Here is a 24,862-nt window from a genome sequence, read left to right as displayed (position 1 = left end):
AAAGGAGCCTCCACCATGTGGTATTTCTCGTGGATACTCGGTCTGGGCCTGGCGTGCGCCTTCGCCATCCTCAATGCAATGTGGTTCGAGCTGCGCGAGGGTCATACCCATGATCCGCGCGCCAGCCGCGACGACGAGTGAGCGGCGGCGCCAGCAGCCTCGAGCACGATCCCTCGGCCACCCTCAACAAACCGCCGCGCGAACAGTCGCGGTGGTTGATGGCGCTCGCCAAGACGGCCAGGCTGCCGCTGATGCTGGCGGGCGCCGCGCCTCTGGTCAGCGGCGCCTTGCTGGTGGTGCAGGCCTGGTTGCTGGCCAGCGTGCTCGACGCGGCCATCGTCAGGCAGGCGCCCCGGCAGGAGCTGCTGGGCGACATCCTGGCTATCGCAGGGCTCATGCTGGTGCGCGCCTGCATCTCCTGGGCGGGCGAGCGCGCGGGCGCGGACGCGGCCGAGCGCATCAAGCGCCACGTGAGGCTGTCGCTTTTCCGGCGTTTGGTGCAGAAGGGGCCGTACTGGAGCCGGGGGCAGGCGTCTGGAGAACTGGCGAGCGCAGTGGTGGACCAGGTCGAGGCCCTGGACGGGTTCTTTGCCAAGTATCTGCCCGCCATGGCCGCGGCCGCCATGCTGCCGGTCGCTTTTTCGGTGGTGCTGCTGCCGATGGACGTGATTGCCGGACTGGTCCTGCTGATCACGGCGCCGTTGATTCCCTTGTTCATGGCCCTGGTGGGCTGGGGCGCCCAGGGCGCAAGCCGCCGGCACCTGCGCGCCTTTGCGCGCTTGTCGGGCTTCTTTGCCGATCGGCTGCGCGGTCTGTCCACCCTGAAGCTCTATGGCCGCGCCGAGGCTGAAGCCGAGTCCGTCGTGGCGGCCAGCGACGCGCTGCGCCAACGCACGATGTCGGTGCTGCGCATCGCGTTTCTTTCATCGGCGGTGCTGGAGTTCTTCGCGGCGCTGGGCGTGGCCGGGGTGGCGGTCTATATCGGATTGACCTATCTGGGATTCCTGGATCTGCGCTGGTCGCCGCTCACTCTGCAGGCAGGGCTCTTCTGTCTGCTGATGGCGCCGGAGGTCTATGCACCGTTGCGCCAGTTCGCGGCGCACTATCACGATCGCGCGGCCGCGCTTGCGGCAGTTTCGCAGATCTCCCTGCTGTTCGATGGCTTGCCGCAGGCTGGCGATGCTGCAACCGATGGAGCGCCTGGCGCAGGCAAGGCCGCCGCAGGCCCGGGACGCGTTTCCGAAAGCCGCGGCCCCGGCGCCGCCCTGGCTATTGCGGGTTTGAACCTTGACGCGCCAGGCCGCAGCCAGGCGGTACTGGCGGACGCTGGCCTGACCTTGGCGCCCGGCGAGCATGCCGCGCTGATGGGGCCCAGCGGCATCGGCAAATCCTCCCTGATCGAGGCGATTGCGCGCCTGCGGCCGTTTCAAGGCGATATCCGCATCGACGGCGTGCCCTTGCCGGATTGGGGCGAGGGGGCACTGCGCCAGCGCGTGGCGCTGATTGGGCAGAAGCCGCAGCTGCTGACGGGATCCATCGCCGACAACATTCGCCTGGGGCGTCCGGAGGCTTCCGATGCCGAAGTGCAGACGGCCGCGCGCCGCGCCTGCGTGCTGGAGTTCGCCGAGGCCCTGCCGCAAGGGCTGGCGACGCAACTGGGCGGCCGCGGGCACGGCCTGTCCGGCGGCCAGGCGCAGCGCGTCGCGCTGGCGCGTCTATTCCTGCGCGATCCGGGCTTGATCCTGCTGGACGAACCCACGGCGCATCTGGACGAAGGCACGCAGGCGCGCGTGCTGGACGCGATCCTGGAATTCTCGGCCGGCCGTACCTTGTTGCTGGCAACGCACGCGCCCGCGGTGGCGGCCCGGCTGGGCAGGACGTTGCAGGTGGTTGGCGGAAAAGTGGAAGACGCATGAAGAATCTGTTGTTGCTCCTGCCGCTCTATGTGCGCCGAAAAAGCGGGCTTTTACTCGCATTGTTCTGCGCGCTGGCCACCGTGGCGGCCGGCGTGGGCCTGCTGGGCGTGTCGGGCTGGTTCCTGACCGGCGCGGCGCTGGCGGGGGCGGGCGGCGCGTTCAATCTGTTTGCGCCTTCGGCGCTGGTGCGGGGTTTGTCGTTCCTGCGCATCGTGGCGCGTTACGCCGACCGCGTAGTGGGCCATTCCGCCACGCTGCGCCTGCTGGCGGACCTGCGCGCCAAAGTGTTCTCGGCCTTGATCCGGCTTACGCCGCGGCAATTGGCGCGCTATCGCGACGGCGATCTGGTGGCGCGCATGACGGGCGACGTCGACGCGCTCGATACGGTCTTCCTGTTTGTGCTGGCGCCCTTGATCACCGCCATCCTGGCGGGAGCGGTGTTGACCGCGGTGTTGGGATCGTGGGTGCCCGCCGCCGCACTGGCGCTGGCCCTGGCCTTGCTGGTCGCATGCGTGCTGGTGCCCTTGTGGCTGCTGCGCGCCGCGCGCAAACCTGGCGCGGCGGCCCAGGAGAGCGCGGCGGGACTGCGCGCCGCGACGCTGGACGCGGTGGATGGGCATGCCGACATGGTGGCCTTGCACGCGCAGGCGCAGACGGCCGCGCATTTCGAACGTCTGTGCGACGCCAGTGCGCTCGCCCGCCGCAGCCAGGCGCGGGTGGCTGCGCGGGGACAGTTTTTCCTGCAGGCCGCCGCCGGCGCATCGGTGCTGGCCTTGCTCTGGTTCGGCCTGGACACGCTGGAGATGGGGCGCATGGAAGGTCCCACGCTGGCCGGATTGTTGCTGGCGGTCATCGGCATTTTCGAAGTGGCCGGCCCGATCATGCGGGGCGCATCGCGCATGGGCTCGGCCATCTCGGCGGCCGGACGCATCCGTGAAGTCACGCAAAGCGAGCCGGACATGCAGGATCCGACGACGCCCAGCGCCTTGCCCGAGAGCGGCGCGCTGGAGCTGGACGGCGTGCGCTTTGCCTATCCCGCCCGGGGAGCGGCCGCGAGTCCGCCCGTGCTGGACGGCGTAAGCCTGCGCGTGGCGCCTGGTGAACGGATCGCCATCGTGGGACCCAGCGGCGCGGGCAAGTCGACACTGTTGCACCTGCTCCTTCGTCTGGAAGACCCGCAGGCGGGACAGGTGCGTTTCGGCGGCTGCGACGCGCGCGCCTGTACGCAGGCGGATTGGCACCGGCGCATCGCGCTGCTGTCGCAGGACGCTCCCGTGTTCCTGGGAACCCTGCGCACCAATCTGCTCATCGGCGATCCCGAGGCGGACGACGCCGCCTTGTGGCGCGCGCTGGACGCTGCGCGGCTGGGCGACTTCGTGCGTGGCCTGCCCGATGGCCTGGACACCTGGGCGGGGGAGACGGGGTCGCAGCTGTCGGCGGGACAGGCGCGCCGCTTGTGCCTGGCGCGTGCGCTGTTGTCGCCAGCTGCGGTCATCGTGCTGGACGAACCCACTGCCGGTCTGGACGTCGAGGCCGAAGCGGCATTCTTCAGCGATCTGGCGGGCGCCTTGCGGGGACGCGCCGTGGTGCTGGCCACCCACGCTGCGTTGCCCGCAGGGGCGGTCGATCGCCGCTACGCACTGCAGGGCGGCCGGCTACAGCAATGTGAATTGTCATCGCGGACGGCAACCCTGGCTTAAGCGCTGTTGCGAGGTTATAGTTCGCCTTGCTTCAATTCTTCAGGGCCGTCTTCCATGCAGACCGACAACGCCGAGTACATCCGGCGCACCATCCGCAGCGTTCCAGACTGGCCCCAACCCGGTGTCATTTTTCGCGACATCACGCCCGTGCTGCAGGATCCGCGCGCGTTCCGGGTGCTTATCGATCTCTTCGTCTATCGCTATATGCGCCAGCGCCTGGACCTGGTGGCTGGCGTGGATGCGCGCGGCTTCATCGTGGGCAGCGTGCTGGCTTACGAACTCAATCTGGGCTTTGTGCCGGTGCGCAAGAAGGGCAAGCTGCCGTTCCGCACCGTGGCCGAGGAGTACTCGCTCGAGTACGGCAACGCGTCGGTTGAAATGCACACGGACTCCGTGCGCACCGGCCAGCGCGTCCTGCTGGTGGACGACCTGATCGCCACCGGCGGCACCATGCTGGCCGCCATCAAGCTGCTGCAGCGCCTGGGCGCCAACGTGGTCGAGGCGGCCGCCATCATCGATCTGCCCGACCTGGGCGGTTCCGCCAAGGTCGCCGCCACCGGCACGCCGCTCTACACCGTCTGTCAGTACAGCGCCGACACGCCCGCGTAACTCATCAACAACCGCCGCTCAAGCGTCCGACAACCTGGGTTGTATGAAATCCAGGAAAGCCTTGGTCTTCGCCGGCAGCATGCGCGAAGGCAGCAGCGCGAAGAGCGGCAGGGGCGTCAGGCTCCACTCCGGCAGCACCCGCACCAGGCCCGCTTGCTTGATTGCGCGTTCCATCGCGTCAAAGACCAGCAGCGGCGTGATGCCCAGGCCTTGTCCGGCCAGCCGTCCGAGCATGCCGACGTTGTTGGCCGACAGGCGTCCCGACACTTGTACGCGTTCCACCTTGTCGCCCGAATGCAGCATCCAGAAGGATGACTCCTCGCGCATGGTGGGGCGCAGACATTCGTGATGGCTGAGATCCGCGGGCACCCGAGGCTCGCCGTGGCGGGCCAGGTACTCGGGAGAGGCATATAGCTGATGGGCCATCAGCACGATCTTGCGCGAGATCAGGCTGGAGTCCGGCTGCTGGCCAAAGCGCAGGATCAGGTCGAACGGATTGCTGATGGGGTCGATCGGGCGCATGCTCAGATCGAAGTCGCATTCGATATCCGGATGCTGCTCGCGGAATTCGCTGATGACGGCGGGCAGGAACAGCTGCGCCAGGCTGGTGGGCAGCGAGATGCGCAGGCGTCCCTTGGGTTGGACCGCCATGTCCAGCAACTGATCGTGCGCAATGCGCGCTTCTTCCACGATATGACGGCAGCGTTCGAAGTAGATGGCGCCGGCCTCGGTCAGGTCGATCTTGCGCGTGCTGCGGTTGAGCAGCCGCATGCCGATGCTGCGCTCCAGTTCGCTGACGCGGCGCGAGAGCGTGGACGTGGGAATATTCAAGGCTTCGGCCGCGTGGCTGAAGTTCTTGCGCTTGGCGACTTCGACAAACAGAGCGATGTCGTTAAGCTGGATATCCATGGGGGCTCTCACGATTTAATTCCATTTCTGGGTGGATTCATATGATAAATGGAATAATTGTCCCGCCAGTAGAAATGTCTATTTCCCCACGCTGAACGGCGCATCCACCCGACCAGCTGCATATGTTCTCTTACCTAGCTTGCTTCCCGCTGAATGCTGGCAAGTCTTGCCGTCGCTGGATGGTATGGGGAACCGTGCAAAAAATGCGCAGATTCTGGCGATAACATCCCGTAATTGTCCCATCTGTGCAAATATGTTCCCCAAAATAAGGGTTTTTACTAGGCCGCAATCGCCAGATACTTCGTCCCAGCAATCAAATTGTCATATCGCACCTGCCAGCCTGGCAGAAGACGATGTGCAAGGTTTAGGATGGAGTCATCTCAATGAAAGCCCTAGCTACCGCACTCATGGTTACCGCAACGTTGGTGGGTATGTCCGCCGCTCACGCCGATGGCAAGACGCGTGAACAGGTCCAGCAGGAACTGCAAGCCGCCAAGGCCGCCGGCCAGGTCACGTTTGGTGAACTGGACTACCCGCCCGCCACCGTCGAGCGCACCAGCCTGTCGCGTGAACAAGTCCAGCAGGAACTGCAAAGCGCCAAGGCCGCTGGCCAGGTGACCTCTGCTGAACTGGACTACCCGCCCAAAGCCGCCGTGTCGCAAACCGCGGGCAAGAGCCGCGAACAAGTGCGCCAGGAACTGGCTGAAGCCAAGGCGCGCGGCGAGTACAGCTTTGGTGAACTGGACTATCCGCCCCAAGGCCGTTAAGTCGCCCCGCTACCAAGGAAAAAGCCCCTACGGACGCCGAGGGGCTTTTTTCTGCGCGGTGCGCTCGGCTGCGTTTGCCAAATAGTGTCGCGTTTGCGCATCAGAATTGTGCGAATCAGCCAACAAGTCTTGTTGGCCGGTCAGGCGCGGCAGGAGAATGTCTGAGGCTTGTTTGATTTTTTGCGAGCCTTAATTCGCATTTGATATCAACACGTTAACGCAGGTTTCCAAAGAGGGTAGCTAGTAAGAGGGCCGTGATTATCCCAACCATGGAAAGTAGTTCTTCGAAATCCGGGTTACTTCGAATTGGCGCAGGCTGGACACTGGCTTCAGTGCATGCGCCGCTAACTTGTTCGCAGCGGCACGCAGACTCCCAGCTCTGTGCGCGGTGGGTTTGCGGTTTGCCTTTCATCTCGCCATTTTGGGGACTTATATGAAGAAGACGCTATTGGCTGTCGCGCTGCTGGCTGGTTTTGCCGGCGTTGCGCAAGCCGCAGACTCCGTGACGCTGTACGGCTTGATCGACGCCGGTATCGGCTACGAGAAGGTCAAGTTCGACGGCAATTCGCAAAGCCGTTTCGGCGGCGTGCAGGGCGTGAGCAGCGGCTCGCGTTTTGGCCTGCGCGGTACCGAAGATCTGGGCGACGGCCTGCGCGCGGTGTTCACGCTGGAAGGCGGCTTCGGCCCCATGAACGGCAAGTCGCTGCAGAACGGTCGCCTGTGGGGCCGCCAGGCCACCGTGGGCCTGGACAGCGATACCTGGGGCCGCCTGGAATTCGGCCGCCAGACCAACCTGGCTTCCAAGTACTTCGGTTCGATCGACCCGTTCTCGATCAGCTACAACACCGCCAACATGGGTACCACGTTCGGTAGCGCCAACACGATGCGCCTGGACAACATGGTCCTGTACCAGACCCCCAGCATGGGCGGCTTCAAGGTGGGCGTGGGTTACTCCTTCAGCGCCGATGACGCCGTCAGCGACACCTCGCAGACCGGCTTCCAGACTGGCAACAACAACCGCGTGCTGACCGCGGGCGTGCAATACGTCAACGGCCCGTTGAACCTGGCTGCTGCGTATGACCGCTTCAATCCGTCCAACGGCCAGACCGGCGGCAAGTCCGAAGCCCGCATCCAGGAATACATCCTGGGCGGTTCGTACGACTTCGAAGTCGTGAAGGTTGCGGCGGCATTCGGCCAGACCCGCGACGGCTGGTTCGTCGGCCAGAACATGGGCACCACGCCCGCTGGCATGCAGAACCTGGGCACGTTCAAGCTGGCCGATGGCTTCCGCGTCAATTCGTACATGATCGGCGCGACCGTGCCGCTGGGCCGCCACGCGGTCTTCGGTTCGTGGCAGCGCGCGACCGCCAGCAACGACAAGCTGACGGGCGACGACGCAACGTTCAACGTCTACAGCTTGGGCTACACCTACGACTTCACCAAGCGCACCAACCTGTACGCGTACGCCTCCTACGGCGACAACTACGCGTTCCAGCGCGATGCGACCGACACGGCAGTCGCCGTGGGTGTGCGTCACCGTTTCTAAGCGCTAGGACGTCCGGCAAGACCTTGCTGAATGCGCGGCTCATCTCCGTGGGCCGCCGAGTGACAGCGAACCCCCCCTACTGGTTGCCGCCGGACGTTTATAGAGCAGGGAAGGGAAGGGCCTCCGCAAGGAGGCCCTCTCGTTTTTTATGCGCCCGCGTGAAGGGCGTGGATTTAGAGGAACAGCTTGTAGGCCGGATTGTCGGTCTCGTTCCAGTGGGGATAGCCCAGTTCCGCGACGAAGCTGCGGAACTGTTTCTTGTCGGCGGGCGGCACCTGGATGCCGATCAGGATGCGGCCATAATCCGCGCCCTGGTTGCGGTAATGGAACAGGCTGATGTTCCAGTCCGGATTCATGGCGTTCAGAAAGCGCATCAGCGCGCCCGGGCGTTCCGGGAATTCAAAGCGGTACAGCAGTTCGTTGCGCGCCAACGCCGAGCGCCCGCCCACCATGTGGCGCAGGTGGGTCTTGGCCATTTCGTCGTGGGTCAGGTCCAGCGTGTCAAAGCCGTGGCGGCGGAAGTTTGCGGCGATCTTGTCGGGTTCGGACGCCGAGGACACCTGGATGCCGACGAAGACGTGTGCACGGTCCGCGTCGGAGATGCGGTAGTTGAACTCGGTCACGCTGCGCTCGCCCACCAGCTCACAGAAACGGCGGAAGCTGCCGCGCTGCTCCGGCATGGTGACGGCGAACACGGCTTCGCGCATTTCGCCGACCTCGGCGCGTTCGGATACGAAGCGCAGCCGGTCAAAATTCATGTTGGCGCCGCAGGCGATCGCCACCAGCGTCTTGCCCTTCAGATTGTGTTCGGCCGCGTACTGCTTGGCGCCCGCGACCGCCATCGCGCCGGCCGGCTCCAGCACGCTGCGCGTGTCCTGGAACACGTCCTTGATGGCTGCGCAAATCGCATCGGTGTTGACCACCACGAAGTCGTCCACATACTGGCGCGTGAGCTTGAAGGTTTCCGCGCCCACCATCTTGACCGCCGTGCCGTCCGAGAACAGCCCCACATCGTTCAACTGCACGCGGCGGCCCGCGCGCACGCTGCGCAGCATGGCGTCGGAATCTTCCGTCTGCACGCCGATGATCTTGATTTCCGGGCGCAGCTGCTTGATGTAGGCGGCCACGCCCGCGATCAGCCCGCCGCCGCCGATGGCCACGAAGATGGCGTCGATCGGGCCGGGATGCTGACGCAGGATCTCCATGCCCACGGTGCCCTGGCCGGCGATCACGTCAGGGTCGTCGAAGGGGTGGACGAAGGTCAGCTTCTCTTTCTTTTCCAGGATCTGCGCGTGCGCGTAGGCGTCGGAAAAGCTCTCGCCGGCCAGCACGACTTCGCCGCCCAGGCGGCGCACCGCGTCGATCTTCACTTGCGGGCTGGTGGTGGGCATGACGATGACGGCGCGGCAGCCCAGCCGGCTGGCGGCCAGCGCCACACCCTGGGCGTGGTTGCCCGCCGAGGCCGCGATGACGCCGCGGTTGCGCGCGGCCGGACTCAGGTTGGCCATCTTGTTGTAAGCCCCGCGCAGCTTGAAGCTGAACACCGCCTGGGTATCTTCGCGCTTGAGCAGCACCGTGTTCGAGATCCGCTGCGACAGCAGCGGCGCCGTCTCCAGCGGCGATTCGACCGCTACGTCGTAAACCTTGGAGGTCAGGATGCGTTTCAGATAGTCAGTGGACATGGACAGCGGGCGGGGCAAGAAGTAGGAAGGTGGGGCAGATTATGCACCCGCGCGCGGCTACACTCGCCCCACTATGGAAGAAAGTCTGTTATCCGCTGTGCATTGGATGCTGGGGGTGCTGTCGCTGCCCTCGGTCGGCCTGTCCGCGATCTTCACGGTCTCGCTGGTGTCCGCGACCCTGCTGCCCTTGGGTTCGGAACCCGCCGTGTTCGGCTACATCAAGCTGGCGCCGGACATGTTCTGGCCGGCCATCCTGGTGGCGACCGCGGGCAATACCGTGGGCGGCGCCATCAGCTATGCCATGGGCCTGGGCGCCGAGCGCGCCGTGCAGCGCTGGAAGGAACACCACCCCCATCCCCATCCTGACGCGACCGAAGGCGGACGCATGCGCGGACGCTGGAACGAGCGGGCCCATGACTGGATCCACCGCATGGGGCCGCCGGCGCTGCTGCTGTCCTGGCTGCCCGCAGTGGGCGATCCGCTGTGCGCCGTGGCAGGGTGGCTGCGGCTGTCGTTCTGGCCTTGCGTGGTCTACATGGCCATCGGCAAATTCCTGCGCTATCTGGTCATGACGGCCGGACTGCTGTGGTTTTTCCCCGGGCAGATCTAGCGCCAGGATTGCACTTAATTGGGGACGCACCACCCCTCTCATTTCCGAGTTTCGAGCGCTTCCCTAGGGGTATTAGGGGCCAGACTCGGCCTATGGCATAAAATAATTTTTTAAGGGCCCCCTTCTTGCAGCCATGAACGCCCCACTCGCTAGCCACATCTTGAACGGGGCGATGCCGCCCGCAGCACCCGCGCGCTTGCGCGAAATCCCGTACAACTACACGTCGTTTTCCGACCGCGAGATTGTCGGCCGCTTGCTGGGCGACGACGCCTGGAGCCTGCTGAGCGACCTGCGCGGCGAACGCCGCACCGGCCGTTCCGCGCGCATGCTGTACGAGGTGCTGGGCGACATCTGGGTGGTGCGCCGCAACCCCTATCTGCAGGACGACCTGCTCGACAACCCCAAGCGCCGCAAGCAGCTCATCGAAGCCCTGCATCACCGCCTGGGCGAAATCGACCGTCGCCGCGAACCGGACGTGCCCGCCGAGGCCGGCCATGATCCGCACCGCGACGAGAAGGTCGTCGGACTGCTCGCGCGGGCGCGCTCCGCCATCGCCGCATTCGAGGGCGAATTCGACCAGACCGCCATGATGCGCAAGCAGGCGCAGAAGGTGCTGGGCCGCATCACCGCCCGCGACAACATCAAGTTCGACGGCCTGTCGCGCGTCTCGCACGTGACCGACGCCACCGACTGGCGCGTGGAATACCCCTTCGTGGTGCTGACGCCGGACTCGGAAGACGAGATCGCCGCGCTGGTCACAGCCTGTATTGAACTGGGGCTGACCATCATCCCGCGAGGCGGCGGCACCGGTTATACCGGAGGCGCCATTCCGCTGACCTGGAAGTCGGCGGTGATCAACACCGAAAAGTTCGACAAGCTGGGCAAGGTCGAGTCCTGTCTGCTGCCCGGGCTGACCGAGCCCGTGGCGGTCATCCATGCCGGCGCCGGCGTGGTGACCAAGCGCGTTTCCGAGGCCGCCGAGGCCGCGGGCTTCGTGTTCGCCGTCGACCCGACCTCGGCCGAGGCTTCCTGCGTGGGCGGCAACATCGCCATGAACGCAGGCGGCAAGAAGGCCGTGCTGTGGGGCACCGCGCTGGACAACCTGGCCTGGTGGCGCATGGTCGACCCGAACGGCAACTGGCTGGAAGTCAGCCGCCTCGACCACAACATGGGCAAGATCCATGACGTGGACGTGGCGCGCTTCGAGCTCAAGTGGTTCGACGGCCGCGGCAAGCCGGGCGAGCGCCTGCTGAAGACCGAAACCCTGGAAATCCAGGGCCGCGTGTTCCGCAAGGAAGGCCTGGGCAAGGACGTCACCGACAAGTTCCTGGCTGGCCTGCCCGGCATCCAGAAGGAAGGCTGCGACGGCCTGATCACGTCGGCGCGCTGGGTGCTGCACCGCATGCCGCGCTACACGCGCACCGTCTGTATGGAGTTCTTCGGCCAGGCGCGCGACGCGATCCCGTCGATCGTCGAGGTCAAGGGCTACCTGGACGGCGAAGGCCGCGCCCGCGGCGCCATCCTGGCAGGTCTTGAGCACCTGGACGAACGCTATCTGCGCGCGGTGGGCTACTCCACCAAGAGCAAGCGCGGCGTGCTGCCCAAGATGGTCCTGATCGGCGACATCGTCGGCGACGACGAAGACGCCGTGGCCGCGGCATCCAGCGAAGTCGTGCGCCTGGCCAACACGCGCCACGGCGAAGGCTTTGTGGCCGTCAGCCCCGAAGCGCGCAAGAAGTTCTGGCTGGACCGTTCGCGCACCGCCGCCATCGCGCGCCACACCAACGCCTTCAAGATCAACGAAGACGTGGTGATCCCGCTGCCGCGCATGGGCGAGTACACCGATCACATCGAACGCATCAACATCGAACTCTCGACCAGCAACAAGCTCAAGCTGCTGGGCGAGCTGGACGCCTATCTGTGCACGCCGTTGCCGGTCGGCAAGATCGACGACACGGACGTCGAGACGACCCGCGCCGAAATGCTGGCCGAGCGCACGCGCCAGGCGCTGGAACTGGTGGCCGCCGTCCGGCAGCGCTGGCAGTGGCTGCTGGACAACCTGGACCTGCCGCTCCTGCAGGCGCTGCCCGAGCTGCACGGCCTGGGCCTGGGTGAATTGCAACCCGCCTTGTCGGACCGCCTCGCGGCGCAGCCCGGCGCACGCGTCTTCGACGTGGTGCAGGACCGCACCATCCGCCTGTCCTGGAAGACGGAAGTGCTGGCGGGCCTGCAGCGCACGTTCTCGGGCGCAGCCTACAAGAAGATCATCGACGAGATGATCGCCATCCATGGCCGCGTGTTGAAGAGCCGCGTGTTCGTGGCGCTGCACATGCACGCCGGCGACGGCAACGTGCATACCAATATCCCGGTCAACTCGGACGACTACGGCATGCTGCAGGAGGCCCACCAGGCCGTCGAGCGCATCATGCAGATCGCCCGCGACCTGGACGGCGTGATCTCGGGCGAGCACGGCATCGGCCTGACCAAGTACGAATTCCTGACCGAGGCCGAACTGGCCCCGTTCCAGGACTACAAGCGCCGCGTCGATCCCAACGGCCACTTCAACGCCGGCAAGCTGATGCCGGGCGCGGACCTGCGCCACGCCTGGACGCCCAGCTTCAACCTGATGGGCCACGAGTCGCTGATCATGCAGCAAAGCGACATCGGCGCCATCTCCGAATCCATCAAGGACTGCCTGCGCTGCGGCAAGTGCAAGCCGGTATGCGCCACCCACGTGCCGCGCGCCAACCTGCTGTATTCGCCGCGCAACAAGATCCTGGCCACCTCGCTGCTGGTGGAAGCCTTCCTGTACGAAGAGCAGACCCGGCGCGGCGTCAGCCTCAAGCACTGGGAAGAGTTCGAGGACGTGGCCGACCATTGCACGGTCTGCCACAAGTGCTACAACCCCTGTCCGGTCGACATCGACTTCGGCGACGTGTCGATGAACATGCGCGCCGTGCTGCGCCGCATGGGCCGCAAGTCGTTCAATCCGGGCACGGCCAGCGCCATGTTCTTCCTGAACGCCAAGGATCCGGCGACCATCAACGCCACCCGCAAGGCGATGGTGGGCGTGGGCTACAAGGTCCAGCGCGCCGCGCATGACCTGCTGTCGGGCCTGGTGAAGAAGCAGACCGCCGCGCCTCCGGCCACGGTGGGCAAGCCGCCGCTGCGCGAGCAGGTGGTCCACTTCGTGAACAAGAAGATGCCCGGCGGGCTGCCCAAGCAGGCGGCGCGCAAGCTGCTGGACATCGAAGACGCGAACTACGTGCCCATCATCCGCGATCCCAAGGCCACCACGGCCGACACGGAAGCGGTGTTCTACTTCCCGGGCTGCGGCTCCGAACGCCTGTTCTCGCAGGTGGGCCTGGCCACGCAGGCCATGCTGTGGCACGCGGGCGTGCAGACCGTGCTGCCGCCGGGCTACCTGTGCTGCGGCTATCCCCAGCGCGGCAACGGCATGACGGACAAGGCCGAGCAGATCATCACCGACAACCGGGTGCTGTTCCACCGCGTTGCCAACACGCTGAACTACCTGGACATCAAGACGGTGGTGGTCAGCTGCGGCACTTGCTACGACCAGTTGGCGGGCTACGAGTTCGACAAGATCTTCCCGGGCTGCCGCCTGATCGACATCCACGAGTACCTGCTGGAAAAGGGCATCAAGCTGGAAGGGGCCAAGGGCGTGCGCTACATGTACCACGACCCCTGCCACACGCCCATGAAGCTGCAGGAACCCATGAAGACCGTGCGCGCCCTGGTTGGCGACGACGCCGTCAAGAGCGACCGCTGCTGCGGCGAATCGGGCACGCTGGCCGTGAGCCGTCCGGACATCTCCACGCAGGTGCGCTTCCGCAAGCAGGAAGAGCTGCTCAAGGGCGATGCCGCCTTGCGCAGCGACGGTTTCACTGGCGACGTGAAGGTGCTGACCTCCTGCCCGTCGTGCCTGCAGGGTCTGTCGCGCTATGAAGGCGACACCGGCATGGACGCGGACTACATCGTGGTCGAGATGGCGCGCCATATCCTGGGCGAAGGCTGGATGGAAGAGTACGTGCGCCGCGCCAACGCGGGCGGCATCGAGCGGGTGCTGGTCTAGGCCGGCAGTCCGCGCAACATACGCGCAAGAAAAAACCGCGGCCATTGCTGGCCGCGGTTTTTTTTCAGCTGTGGCAGTGAGCCGGAGGTTTACTCCAGCTTGATGCCGGCCTTCTTGATCACGTCCGCCCAGGCGCTGCGTTCCTGTTCGGCGTAGGCCTTGAACTGCTGCGAGGACATCGGCATCGGGATGACGCCCATGTCCAGGATCTTCTGCGATACGGCGGGCGACTTCAGCGTGGCTTCCAGGTCGGCGGCCAGCTTCTTGACGACGGGCTCCGGCAGGCCGGCCGGGCCGACCAGGCCTTGCCAGGCATAGGCGGTGAAGTTGGGCACGCCTTGTTCGGCCATGGTGGGCACGTCCGGCAGCGCGGCGACGCGTTCCGGAGTGGCCGCGGCCAACACGCGCAGCTTGCCGGCCTTGACGTTGGGCAAGCCCGAGGCCAGGTCGATGAACATCAGGTCCACCTGTCCGCCCAGCAGATCCTGCACGGCGGGCGCTGCGCCCTTGTAGGGCACGTGCAGCACGTTGGCGTTGGTACGCTGCTTGAAGAGTTCCAGCGCCAGGTGATGCGGCGAACCCGCGCCGGCGGACGCCGCCGACAGCTTGCCCGGCTCTTTCTTGGCGGCCTGGATCACGTCGTCCACGGTCTTGAACGGCGAATTGACGTTCACGGCCAGCAGCAGCGGGAACTTGGCGATGCCGCCGATGTAGGTGAACTTGGACGGATCGTAGGACAGCTTGGCGTACAGCGACGGGTTGAAGGCCAGCGTGCCCGAGTCGGCCGTGCCGACCATGTAGCCGTTGGCCTCGGCCTGGGCGATGGCGGTGGCGCCGATGATGGTGGCGGCGCCGGGGCGGTTTTCGACCACGATGGTCTGGCCCAGCGGCTTTTCCAGGCCGCTTGCCACCGTGCGCGCCACGACGTCGGTGCCGCCGCCGGCCGGGTAGGGCACGATCCAGCGGATCGGCTGGGTGGGCCAGGATTGGGCCGAGGCCGCGCCGGCGGCCAGGGACAGGGCGGCCAGCGCCAACAGGCGCTTCGCGTGCTTATGCATGGGGTGTCTCCAAGTGCGGAATTGAGTATGGGCCGCCGCCGCAGGGTATGCGGGGGGCCTGTTATGCGCCGTTATTATGCCTTGCGTCCCCGGCAATCGGCAGATGTTTTGTGCCCTGCTTTCAGCGGCTTATTGCGGATCGGGATAGCTGCGGGCGCCGAAGATCGCCGAGCCGATACGCACCTCGGTCGAGCCTTCCTCGATCGCCAGCTCGAAGTCTCCGCTCATGCCCATCGAGAGACGGTCCAGCGATACGCCTGGCAGGTTTTCCTGCCGCAGGCGGTCGCGCAACTCGCGCAGGGTGCGGAAGCAGGCGCGCACCTCGGCGGGATCCGGCGAATTCACGGCCAGCGTCATCAGGCCTTGCACGCGTAGCGTCGGGAAGTCGGCGGTGATGCGGCGCAGGAAGGCGGGCACGTCGGCGGAGTCCATGCCGTACTTGGTGGGCTCGGACGAAGTCTTGACCTGCACCAGCACGTCCAGCGTCCGGCCTTCGTTGGCCAGGCGGCGGTGCAGGGCTTCGGCCAGCTCCACCCGGTCCAGCGACTGGACTTCGGCCGCGTCGCGCGCCGCGTCGCGGGCCTTATTGGTCTGCAGATGGCCGATCAGCACCCATTGCAGGCCCAGGCCGTCCAGCGCCGCGGCTTTCTGGCGGATTTCCTGCGTCTTGTTTTCGCCGTAGCGGGTCAGCCCCAGCGCCATGCCCTCGCGGATGGCGTCCACGCCGAAGGTCTTGCTGACGGGCAGCAGCGTCACGCTGTCCGCGCTGCGGCCGGCGCGCGCGCAGGCGTCGGCGATGCGTTGCTGGATCTGGGCAAGGCGCCCGGCCATGGTGTCTACGGCGGTCATTCAGCTCTCTGGTAGGAACGGGATGTCCCATAGTGTAGGACTGCGCCCGATCGTTTCGCCACAGCGCCCGTGCGCGTCGTTGACCCTGTCTGATCGGCAGGCTTAGAATTTGAAGATATTTGTTTATATTTCAATGTTCTATGCCATCCGGCGCCGCCCCAGCGGGCGACACGGTATCCAACCTACACAGTCTCCCGCCATGTCCACCGCAGCGCCTGAATACGCTTTCGCCACGCCTTTCCTGAATCCCCCAGCTTCCCCCATCCGATCGCTCATGCCGTATGCCATGCGGCCGGGCACCATTTCGCTGGCGGGCGGCTATCCCGCGCAGGAACTGTTCGACGTGGAAGGCCTGTCGATCGCGTCGACCCAGGTCCTGGCCCGCCTGGGCGCCTGCCTGCAGTATTCCAACATCGACGGCCAGGCCAGCCTGCGCCACGAGCTGGCGCGTCTGTCGGCCGAGCGCGGCCTTATCTGCAACGCGGATACCGAGCTGGTCGTGACCGGCGGCTCGCAGCAGGCCCTGGCTTTGCTGACCCGCGTCATGCTGCAGCCCGGCGACCATGCCATCATCGAATCGCCCGCGTTTCCGAATTCCGTGCAGGCGCTGCGTTACACCGGCGCAACGGTGCATACGGTGCAGTCGGGTCCCGAAGGCATCGACGTGGACGCGCTGGACGAACTGGCCGGCCGCATCAAGCCCAAGATGGTCTGCGTGGTCGCATCGTTCTCCAACCCCTGCGGCGCGACCCTGACGCGCGAGCGCCGCCTGCGGCTGCTGGAACTGGCGGTCAAGCACCGCTTCCTGATCGTTGAAGACGATCCCTACAGCGAACTGCGCTTTGCCGGCGAAGCAGTGCCGCCCATCGCCGCGCTGGCCGAGGGCGAAGCGCGCCACTGGGCCGTGTACCTGGCCAGCATGTCCAAGACCATGGCGCCGGCGCTGCGCATCGGCTGGCTGGTGGCGCCGCCCGAAGTCCGCCGCCGCTGCGTCAGCGCCAAGGCAGCCGACGACATGGCCTCGTCCGCCTGGATCCAGGAAGTCGTGGCCCAATACCTGGCCAATGGCCGCTACGGCGAACACGTGCCGCGCATCCGCGCAGCCTACGGCCTGCGCTGTGACGCCATGGCGGAATCGCTGGCCCGCAAACTCAACGGCCGCGTCACCTTCAGCAAGCCCGAGGGCGGCATGTTCTTCTGGGCCCGCCTGACGGGCGAGATCGACGCCACGCGCCTCTTGCCCTACGCCATCGAGCACGAGGTCGTCTACGTGCCGGGCAAGGCGTTCTACGCGGATGCTGCGCAGGCCGACCTGCATGCCATGCGCATGTCGTTCGCCACCATGAATGAAAGCCAGATCGCCCAGGGCATGGTGCGGCTGGGCCGCGCGCTGGACGCGTGCGAGGCCAACGAACCAGTGTCGATCTCGCTGGCCGCCTGATGCCGGCTTGACGGCGCGCATGCGCCGCTGTGCGGCCTGTTGCTATGCTCTTCTGCCTGTCCGCCCCGGCGCTTGCGTGCCGGGGCGCGCATACCTAAATAAGCGCTGGTTATTTGGTTTGGGCGCTTCATGTCTATAAGCTTCTTGCCTCGGCGCGTTCCCGCGCCCGCAAAGCAGAACAGGAAACGAGGTCATGAACATTGCAAAAGGGTTGATCGGCGCAGCGTTGCTGGCGGCAGCGGCGCAGGGCGCGCAAGCGGCCACGCTGGACGTGGTGCGCCAGCGCGGCGCCGTGGCTTGCGGTACGACCACAGGCTTCGCGGGCTTCTCCGCGCCTGACGCGCAAGGCAAGTGGCAGGGGCTGGACGTCGACCTGTGCCGCGCGATTGCCGCAGCGGTCTTCGGCGACGCCAGCAAGATCAAGGTGGTGCCGCTGAATTCGCAGCAGCGCTTCACCGCCCTGCAATCCGGCGAGGTGGACGTGCTGACGCGCAACACCACGGTGACGCAGCAGCGCGATACGGCACTGGGCATCATCCACGCCGGCATCAACTTCTATGACGGCCAGGGCTTCCTGGTGCCGAAGTCCCTGGGCGTGAAGAGCGCCAAGGAGATCAACGGGGCCACCATCTGCCTGCAGACCGGCACGTCCAACGAAAACACGCTGGCCGACTGGGCCCGCGCCAACAACGTGAGCTACAAGCCGGTCGTGATCGAGACCTTCAACGAGGTGGTCAACGCCTTCGCCGCGGGCCGTTGCGACGTCTTCAGCACCGACGCCTCGGGCCTGGCCTCGATTCGCATTTCCAAGCTGCAGAACCCCGACGACTACGTGGTGCTGCCCGAGATCATCTCCAAGGAACCGCTCGGCCCCTTCGTGCGCCAGGGCGATGATGCCTGGCTGAACATCGTGCGCTGGTCGTTGTCGGCCATGATCGAAGCCGAGGAATACGGCGTGTCGTCCGCCAACGTGGACGAGCAGGCCAAGAGCGCCAACCCCAATATCAAGCGCATCCTGGGCGTCACGCCCGGCAGCGGCGCCAACCTGGGGCTGGACGAGAAATGGGCCTACAACATCGTCAAGCAGGTGGGCAATTACGGCGAAAGCTTCGAGCGCAACGTGGGCCAGGGCAGCCCGCTGAAGATCAAGCGCGGGCTGAATGCGCAATGGACGCAGGGCGGCCTGATGTACGCGTTGCCAATACGGTGATGACGGCGGGTTTCGCGCGTTGGGTACTCGATTGCCCGTGCGCGAAGCCCGATGGCTTTATCCGCGCCGGTACAACTCCGCGATCTTCACGAACGCGGCGCGCAATTCGCGCGTGCCGCCCTGGAAGATCATCGGCCGGCCGCGGTGCGTGAACACCACCAGCCGCTTGGAAAACAGCATCGGCACGAAGCGCGCGTAGCGCACGTCTTCCCAGGCGACTTCGCGGCGCGTGAACCAGGTCTGGCGCAGGCCGCGTTCATCGATGGTGGTGATGGATGTCTGCATGTGCCAGGAAACGAACAGCAGCCCCAGGAAGCACAGTCCCACCACGACGGCCAGCAAAGTGTCGAAGGGCTGCGAGGGCGCGCGGATGGCGGTGGTGACCACCTGCACGCCCAGCACTGCCAGGATGACCCAGGTCAGGATGCGGACCCAGTCGGGCCAGGCCTGGCCGGACAAGGGCAGGGGACCGATGGTCCGCAGCAGCGCCGCGTGCTCCTCGGCGGAGGGCGTGCTGGCCGGAGTATTCATGCGATCCGTCATGCCGCCCGTTTGGCGGCGATGGCGTTGCCGGCGCGGCTCGAGCCCTTGCGGTTCAGGTGGGCCGACATCCACTGGCCGATATCGACCACGGCGTCGAAATCCACGCCGGTGTCGATGTCCAGTCCGCGCAGCATGTACAGCACGTCTTCGGTGGCGACGTTGCCGGTGGCACCCTTGGCGTAGGGGCAGCCGCCCAGGCCGGCCACCGACGTGTGGAAAATCGAGATGCCGGTTTCCAGCGCCGCCAGGATGTTGGCCAACGCCTGCCCGTAGGTGTCATGGAAGTGGCCGGAGATGCGGGCCGGGTCGGCCACGCGCGTCACCGCGGTCATCACTTCGCGCACGCGCCTGGGCGTGCCCACGCCTATGGTGTCGGCCACGTCGATCTCGTCGACCTGCATTGCCAGGTAGCGCTGCGCCACGTCCACCACCGCTTCCACCGGTACTTCGCCCTGATAGGGACAGCCCAGCGCGCAGCTGATACTGCCGCGCACGCGGATGCCGGCGGCGCGCGCGGCCTGCACCACGGGCTCGAAGCGCGCGATCGATTCGGCGATGGAACAGTTGATGTTCTTCTGCGAGAAAGCTTCGCTGGCCGCGCCGAAGATCACGATTTCGTCGGCCCCGGCAGCCAGCGCACCCTCGAAGCCCTTCATGTTGGGCGTCAGCACGGAATAGATGGTGCCGGGACGGCGCTCGATGCGGGCCATGACTTCCGCGCCGTCGGCCATTTGCGGCACCCATTTGGGCGACACGAACGAGGCGGCCTCCACGTTGGGGAAGCCTGCGGCGGATAAGCGGTTGACCAGTTCCACCTTGATGTCGGTGGGCACGAATTCCTTTTCGTTCTGCAGGCCATCGCGGGGCGACACCTCGACGATCTTCACGCGGGAGGGCAAAGCCATGTCTATTCCTGTCTCGGGATGGGGTAGGCGGCGCGGCAGGGCGGCGCTATCTGCTCAATATTAGCGCCATAGCGCCGACCCTGTTTTGCAGGGAGGTCCAGGGGGAACAACCCTATTTCATGCGTTGGTAACGGCCGTCGTCCAGCTGGACGACGCGGCCTTGCAGTTCCAGTTGCACCAGTTGCGTCTGCAGGTCGGCGGTGTCCATTCCACTGCGGGCCTGGATCGCATCCAGGTGCAGCGGATCGTAGCCCAGCGCGTCCAGCACCGGGTGGTCAGGCAAGGCCTCCGCGGCGGCAGGCTGGGCGCGCACGGCCGGCGTGGGGTCGCCGCCCAATTCGTCGGTGATGTCGCGGGCGGTCTCCACGAGCTTGGCGCCCTGGCGGATCAGCGCATGGCAGCCGCGCGAAAGCGGTGAATGGATGGATCCGGGAATGGCGAAGACCTCGCGCCCGCCTTCAGCCGCCAGCCTGGCCGTGATCAGCGATCCGCTCTGGCGGGCGGCTTCCACTACCAGCACCCCGCGCGCCAGCCCGGCCACGATGCGGTTGCGCTTGGGGAAGTGCTGCGGCAGCGCGCCCGTGCCCAGTGGCAGTTCCGACACCAGTGCGCCGTGCGCCGCGATGCGGTGCGCCAGGTCGCGATGCTTGGCGGGGTAGATGCGGTCTATGCCGGTGCCCATGACGGCCACGGTGCCGGCGCCATCGGGGCCGGCGTCCAGCGCGCCTTCATGGGCGGCGCCGTCGATGCCCAGCGCCAGCCCGCTGATGACGCGCCAGCCATGCCCAGCCAAATGCCGCGCAAAGGCGCGGGCGTTCTCCTGGCCGCCGGGCGTGGCGTTGCGCGCGCCCACCACGGCCAGCGACGGTCCCTGCAGGAAAGCGGGGTCGCCTGCGACATAGAGCAGGATGGGCGGGTCGGCGATGGTCAGCAGGCTTTGCGGATAAGTCGGATCGGCCAGCGTCAGGATGTGCCGGCCGGGCGCGGCTACCCATTCCAGCGCGCCTTCGACCTGCGCTGCCATTTCTGGCGGCATCGGGGCGGCCAGTTGCCGCGCCAGCGCCTCGGGCAGATGGCGCGACAAGGCGGTGGCGCGCTGGGCGTAGATCTGTTCCGGCAGGCCGAGCGCGCCGAGCAGGGTGCAGGCGGTGGCGGAGCCTATGTTCGGTTCCAGGGACAGGCGCAGCCAGGCGGCCAGTTCGGAAGGGGATTGCGTAAGCGGCATCGTGCGGGCGCGTAAGGGCGTCGGTGGTGCGAGAGTGTCGCATGCGGGGCGCTGGACCGCGGGCCCGAGGCGGATTGATTTGCGGCGCGGAGCGGCCAGGAAACGCCGCGGACATGGCAATCCGGCCAATCCCGGGATTAGCCGAAAACTATTAGAAATCAAGAGTCTAATGAATTAAACTCTTATGTAAACCTGACTACTGGCATTTCCCCCGCAATGGCTTTACTTCCTATTCTTCGCTACCCGGACCCGCGCCTGCACAAAAAGGCCAAGCCGGTCGCCGAGGTCGACGACCGCATCCGCCAACTGGTGCGCGACATGGCCGAAACCATGTACGACGCGCCGGGCGTAGGCTTGGCCGCGACCCAGGTCGACGTGCATGAGCGCGTCGTCGTGATCGACGTGTCCGAGGAAAGCAACCAGCTGCTGGTGCTGATCAATCCCGAGATCACCTGGCGCAGCGACGACTACAAGATCTACGAAGAGGGTTGCCTGTCCGTGCCCGGCGTCTATGACGACGTCGAGCGGGCCTCCCGCATCCGTTGCAAGGCGCTGGATATCGACGGCAAGCCCTTCGAGTTCGAGGCCGACGGCCTGCTGGCCGTGTGCGTGCAGCACGAGCTTGACCATCTGGAAGGCAAGGTGTTCGTGGAATACCTGTCCAGCCTGAAGCAGAACCGCATCAAGACCAGGCTCAAGAAGGCCGAGCGCGAAGCGTTGCGAGCGTAAGGGGCTCACCCCCTACCCGCTGCGCGGGCCCCCTCAGGCGGGCCGCCGTCCAGGGGGCGGCGCAGGCGAACCGGCAAAGCCGGATCCGCGGCGCCCCGGATCGGCCAGGCCTCCTGGCTGCGGGCAACGCGATTCTTTGAACGTCCGTTCCATTTCATTCTTCTTTTCTCGTCCCATGCGCCTAGTCTTTGCCGGCACGCCGGAATTCGCCCGTATCGCCTTTGACGCCCTGCGCGCCGCAGGCCACGAGATCCCGCTGGTCATGACCCAGCCCGACCGCCCGGCCGGGCGCGGGCTGAAGCTGACGCCCAGCCCCGTGAAGCAGGCGGCACTGGACGCCGGCATCGATGTCGCCCAGCCGCGCAGCCTGCGCCTGGACGGCCGCTATCCCGAAGAGGCCGGCGAGGCTCGGGCCCTGCTTGAGCGTGTGGCGCCCGACGTGATGGTGGTGGCGGCCTATGGCCTGATCCTGCCGCAGTGGGTGCTGGACCTGCCGCGCCTGGGCTGCCTGAACATCCATGCCAGCCTGCTGCCGCGCTGGCGCGGCGCCGCGCCCATCCAGCGCGCCATCGAAGCCGGCGACGCGCAGACTGGCGTGACCATCATGCAAATGGATCAGGGCCTGGATACGGGTGACATGCTGCTGGAACGCATCGTGCCCATCGGCGGCGACACCACGGCGGCCGAACTGCACGATGCGTTGGCGCTGGCGGGCGGGGAGGCGATCGTTGCGGCGTTGGACGCGCTGGCTCAAGGCGGACTGACGCCGCGCAAGCAGCCCGAGGCCGGCGTGACCTACGCCGCCAAGCTCGACAAGGCCGAAGGCGCGCTGGATTGCACGCAGCCAGCCGAACTGCTGGCGCGCCGCGTGCGCGCCTTCAATCCCGTGCCGGGCGCCAGCATCCGCCTGCCCGGCCTGGCAGATCCGGTGAAGGTGTGGCGCGCGCAGGCGCTGGATCAGGCCACGACGGCTGCGCCCGGCAGCGTGCTGCGCGCCGATGCCACGGGCATCGACATCGCCACCGGCAACGGCGTGCTGCGTCTGTTGGAACTGCAGAAAGCGGGCGGCAAGCGCCAGCCCGTGGACGTGTTCGCGCGCGGCTGGCAGCCGGCCTGAACCCGCCGGGGCCAGGCAGGCCCCGGGATCTTTCTTCAATACAAGGTGCTGGCCACGCGGGCAGGCAATTCGCGGTCGTAGGTGACGCCGTCGAAGGTGCCCGCCGTCAGGTCCGACAGGATGCGGCCCACGCTGGGCAGCGCGGTGCGCGGCACCTGTGTCGCCAGATCCCATAGCTTGGAGCGCAGCAAGGCGCGCGAACACTGGAAGTACACGGTGTGCACGTCCACGACCAGCACCGAGCGCGGCAGCTTGCCGTCCATCTCGAAGCGCGCCAGCAGCGCCGGGTCCACGCTGATGCGCGCCGCGCCGTTGACCCGCAGGGTCTCGCCCACGCCCGGCACCAGAAACAGCAGCGCGACCCGAGGATCGGCCAGGATGTTGCGCAGGCTGTCGATGCGGTTGTTGCCGCGGCGGTCCGGCAGCAGCAGCGTCTTGTCGTCCTCTACCACCACGAAGCCGGCGGGATCGCCGCGCGGCGAAGCGTCCAGGCCATCGGGGCCCGCAGTGGCCAGCACCGCGAAAGGCGCCGCTTCGATGAAGGCGCGGTAGTGCGGATGCACATGATCCACCTCCTTCTTGATGGAGGCTTCGCCGGACGCGCCATACAGCGCCTGCAGGGCGTTTGCGTCGGTGACCAGATGGGCGGGATCGATATGCATGGCTGCGGGTTCCAGGTTCAGGCCAGCGCGGCTGGCAGGTCGGCAACGGTCAGGAACAGCTCGTCGGGGCCGCGTTCGCGCAGGGCCTCGACATGGTTATAACCCCAGGCGACGGAACCGATACGCACGCCGGCCTTGCGGGCGGCGTCGATGTCGCGCATTTCGTCGCCCACCAGCAGGAAGCGCTCGGGGGCGGTGCCATGCTGCTTGAGCAGGCGGTCGATCTTGGCGGACTTGCCGAACAGGTCGGTGCCGCATTCGTAGTCGTCGAACAGGGCGGCGGTTTCAGCGCCCAGCACGCGCTGCACGTTCTCGATGGAGTTGGAGCTGACCACCGCCAGCCGCAGCCCGCCCGCCTTCAGGCGCGCCAGCGCGTCGGGAATGCCGTCGAACAGGTGCACGCTGGGGTCGATTTCCTGCATCAGCGTGCGCACGTGGGCCATGATGGCGGGCAGCTTCCACAGCGGGATGCCCAGAAACTTGAGGATCTCGGCGGCATCGCGATGGCGCAGCTGGTCGCGTTCGGAGGCGTCGATCTTGCGGAAGCCATATTTGTCGGCCACCGTATTCAGGATGGAGTTGAACCATGGCATGGTGTCCGCCAGGGTTCCATCAAAATCAAAAGCGGCGATGTCGTATTTCAAGTCGCGGGTCTCTGAGCCTGTTGATGCTGAAAATAGTCTTGTGCCGGCCCTAGGCGCCATTCGGATGCAGCAGATAGTGCACGACGGGAGCCAGGCCCTCGAGCGGCGGCGCGCCGGCCACGACGCGGGCGGCGCTGGTCCAGGGATAGTCCAGACCCAGCAGCCAGCCGAACACGGCTTCGGTGTCGTGCGCGGGCAGCGTCACCATGGTTTCGATGGTGATGACGAGGTTGCTCGCGCGATAGGGCTCGGGCTGGAATTCCCAGTCATAGCGGCCACAGCCCACACGGACGTTGCCCGTGGCCTTTTCCGTCATGCCCACGATCCAGTCGCACTGGTAGGCGGGCAGGCGCGCCCCGGCTTCGGGTCGCGCCAGATAGAACGTGTAGACGTTGTCGTAGGTCTGGCCGAACTTGCGCACCAGCGTATCGGTGATGGCGGCCAGGCCGTGCGACTCGGGCGGGAAGGCGATGGCCTGCGTGCGCAAGGCCATCTTCAGCACGGCGTCCGGCGCGAACGCGCGCGCCATGTAGTGCGGGCGGTTCTCGTCCTTGGCATGAAAGTAGTCGCGCAGGACGGACTCGGTGCTGGCGGGAGTCAACGCATGGGTGGGCATTGCGGGGCTTCCGTTGTGGTCGGGTGGATGG

Annotated in this window: 22 protein-coding genes; 12 read left to right on the top strand and 10 right to left on the bottom strand. The window is 66.3% G+C overall.

Annotated features, from left to right (window positions below; genetic code table 11):
- The first annotated feature begins 15 nt into the window (after positions 1-15).
- Genes cydX through IB258_RS20135 form a run of 4 tightly spaced genes read left to right on the top strand, consistent with a single transcriptional unit; the run spans position 16 to position 4,225 of the window.
- Positions 16-141 (top strand): cytochrome bd-I oxidase subunit CydX, encoded by a 126-nt coding sequence (cydX, locus tag IB258_RS20150; protein WP_043546919.1) that lies wholly within the window; start codon positions 16-18, stop codon positions 139-141.
- Positions 138-1,916, top strand: a complete 1,779-nt coding sequence (cydD, locus tag IB258_RS20145) for a thiol reductant ABC exporter subunit CydD (protein ID WP_192353110.1) — start codon at positions 138-140, stop codon at positions 1,914-1,916. The genes cydX and cydD overlap by 4 nt, the downstream gene beginning before the upstream one ends.
- Positions 1,913-3,616 (top strand): thiol reductant ABC exporter subunit CydC, encoded by a 1,704-nt coding sequence (cydC, locus tag IB258_RS20140; RefSeq protein ID WP_054457755.1) that lies wholly within the window; start codon positions 1,913-1,915, stop codon positions 3,614-3,616. The genes cydD and cydC overlap by 4 nt, the downstream gene beginning before the upstream one ends.
- Positions 3,617-3,670: 54 nt before the next feature.
- The gene (locus tag IB258_RS20135; RefSeq protein WP_054457754.1) at positions 3,671-4,225 is read left to right on the top strand and encodes an adenine phosphoribosyltransferase; all 555 of its coding nucleotides are present in this window, start codon (positions 3,671-3,673) and stop codon (positions 4,223-4,225) included.
- Between the two features lie 18 nt (positions 4,226-4,243).
- Here IB258_RS20135 and IB258_RS20130 read toward each other — a convergent pair whose 3' ends face one another.
- A complete protein-coding gene (locus IB258_RS20130) occupies positions 4,244-5,134 on the bottom strand; it encodes a LysR family transcriptional regulator (RefSeq protein ID WP_013396712.1) in 891 nt (296 codons plus the stop codon).
- 383 nt (positions 5,135-5,517) lie between these two features.
- Between IB258_RS20130 and IB258_RS20125 the strand changes: the two genes are divergently transcribed.
- Together IB258_RS20125 and IB258_RS20120 are read left to right on the top strand one after the other, a co-directional pair.
- Complete coding sequence (locus IB258_RS20125; RefSeq protein ID WP_054457753.1) at positions 5,518-5,901, top strand: DUF4148 domain-containing protein; 384 nt, start codon at positions 5,518-5,520, stop codon at positions 5,899-5,901.
- A gap of 433 nt (positions 5,902-6,334) precedes the next feature.
- A complete protein-coding gene (locus IB258_RS20120) occupies positions 6,335-7,447 on the top strand; it encodes a porin (RefSeq protein ID WP_192353109.1) in 1,113 nt (370 codons plus the stop codon).
- 173 nt (positions 7,448-7,620) lie between these two features.
- Here IB258_RS20120 and ilvA read toward each other — a convergent pair whose 3' ends face one another.
- The gene (ilvA, locus tag IB258_RS20115; protein WP_054457791.1) at positions 7,621-9,129 is read right to left on the bottom strand and encodes a threonine ammonia-lyase, biosynthetic; all 1,509 of its coding nucleotides are present in this window, start codon (positions 9,127-9,129) and stop codon (positions 7,621-7,623) included.
- A gap of 73 nt (positions 9,130-9,202) precedes the next feature.
- Between ilvA and IB258_RS20110 the strand changes: the two genes are divergently transcribed.
- Positions 9,203-9,739 carry a YqaA family protein gene (locus tag IB258_RS20110; RefSeq protein ID WP_054457751.1) on the top strand — a complete coding sequence of 179 codons (537 nt, stop codon included), beginning with the start codon at positions 9,203-9,205 and terminating at the stop codon, positions 9,737-9,739.
- Positions 9,740-9,872: 133 nt separating this feature from the next.
- On the top strand, positions 9,873-13,832 hold the full coding sequence (locus tag IB258_RS20105; protein WP_192353108.1) for an FAD/FMN-binding oxidoreductase: 3,960 nt from the start codon (positions 9,873-9,875) through the stop codon (positions 13,830-13,832).
- Positions 13,833-13,921: 89 nt separating this feature from the next.
- On the opposite strand, the gene IB258_RS20100 is transcribed toward IB258_RS20105, so the two are convergent.
- Together IB258_RS20100 and IB258_RS20095 are read right to left on the bottom strand one after the other, a co-directional pair.
- Positions 13,922-14,890 carry a tripartite tricarboxylate transporter substrate binding protein gene (locus tag IB258_RS20100; RefSeq protein WP_192353107.1) on the bottom strand — a complete coding sequence of 323 codons (969 nt, stop codon included), beginning with the start codon at positions 14,888-14,890 and terminating at the stop codon, positions 13,922-13,924.
- 129 nt (positions 14,891-15,019) lie between these two features.
- Complete coding sequence (locus tag IB258_RS20095) at positions 15,020-15,739, bottom strand: YggS family pyridoxal phosphate-dependent enzyme (protein WP_192353106.1); 720 nt, start codon at positions 15,737-15,739, stop codon at positions 15,020-15,022.
- A gap of 199 nt (positions 15,740-15,938) precedes the next feature.
- On the opposite strand from IB258_RS20095, the gene IB258_RS20090 reads away from it, so the two are divergent.
- Positions 15,939-17,180, top strand: coding sequence for a PLP-dependent aminotransferase family protein (locus IB258_RS20090; protein WP_192353105.1), 1,242 nt, complete (start codon positions 15,939-15,941; stop codon positions 17,178-17,180).
- A 193-nt stretch (positions 17,181-17,373) separates the two neighbouring features.
- Positions 17,374-18,390, top strand: coding sequence for an amino acid ABC transporter substrate-binding protein (locus IB258_RS20085; RefSeq protein ID WP_054457746.1), 1,017 nt, complete (start codon positions 17,374-17,376; stop codon positions 18,388-18,390).
- Positions 18,391-18,447: 57 nt separating this feature from the next.
- On the opposite strand, the gene IB258_RS20080 is transcribed toward IB258_RS20085, so the two are convergent.
- The 3 genes from IB258_RS20080 to dprA form a co-directional block, all read right to left on the bottom strand.
- Positions 18,448-18,921, bottom strand: a complete 474-nt coding sequence (locus tag IB258_RS20080; protein ID WP_054457790.1) for a hypothetical protein — start codon at positions 18,919-18,921, stop codon at positions 18,448-18,450.
- Between the two features lie 8 nt (positions 18,922-18,929).
- A complete protein-coding gene (locus IB258_RS20075) occupies positions 18,930-19,838 on the bottom strand; it encodes a hydroxymethylglutaryl-CoA lyase (protein ID WP_054457745.1) in 909 nt (302 codons plus the stop codon).
- A gap of 112 nt (positions 19,839-19,950) precedes the next feature.
- On the bottom strand, positions 19,951-21,063 hold the full coding sequence (dprA, locus tag IB258_RS20070) for a DNA-processing protein DprA (protein ID WP_125471772.1): 1,113 nt from the start codon (positions 21,061-21,063) through the stop codon (positions 19,951-19,953).
- Positions 21,064-21,279: 216 nt separating this feature from the next.
- On the opposite strand from dprA, the gene def reads away from it, so the two are divergent.
- Together def and fmt are read left to right on the top strand one after the other, a co-directional pair.
- Positions 21,280-21,792: a peptide deformylase gene (gene def / locus IB258_RS20065; protein WP_054457743.1), complete on the top strand. Its 513-nt coding sequence runs from the start codon at positions 21,280-21,282 to the stop codon at positions 21,790-21,792.
- Positions 21,793-21,967: 175 nt separating this feature from the next.
- Entirely contained in the window at positions 21,968-22,909 is a 942-nt protein-coding gene (fmt, locus tag IB258_RS20060) for a methionyl-tRNA formyltransferase (RefSeq protein WP_192353104.1), read from the top strand.
- 35 nt (positions 22,910-22,944) lie between these two features.
- Here the strand turns inward: fmt and IB258_RS20055 are convergent, their stop codons facing one another.
- From IB258_RS20055 to IB258_RS20045, 3 genes are read right to left on the bottom strand one after another with little or no spacing between them, the layout of a single operon-like run.
- Positions 22,945-23,571 carry a pyridoxamine 5'-phosphate oxidase family protein gene (locus IB258_RS20055; RefSeq protein ID WP_192353103.1) on the bottom strand — a complete coding sequence of 209 codons (627 nt, stop codon included), beginning with the start codon at positions 23,569-23,571 and terminating at the stop codon, positions 22,945-22,947.
- A gap of 17 nt (positions 23,572-23,588) precedes the next feature.
- Entirely contained in the window at positions 23,589-24,215 is a 627-nt protein-coding gene (locus IB258_RS20050) for an HAD hydrolase-like protein (RefSeq protein ID WP_054457740.1), read from the bottom strand.
- A 49-nt stretch (positions 24,216-24,264) separates the two neighbouring features.
- A complete protein-coding gene (locus IB258_RS20045) occupies positions 24,265-24,831 on the bottom strand; it encodes a hypothetical protein (protein ID WP_175163468.1) in 567 nt (188 codons plus the stop codon).
- Between the last annotated feature and the right edge of the window lie 31 nt (positions 24,832-24,862).

It is taken from the genome of Achromobacter sp. ACM02 (assembly GCF_014851605.1).
GTDB lineage: Bacteria > Pseudomonadota > Gammaproteobacteria > Burkholderiales > Burkholderiaceae_B > Achromobacter > Achromobacter aegrifaciens.
Note: the sequence above shows the minus strand (reverse complement) of the source record. Positions and strands in the feature narration are given on the sequence as shown.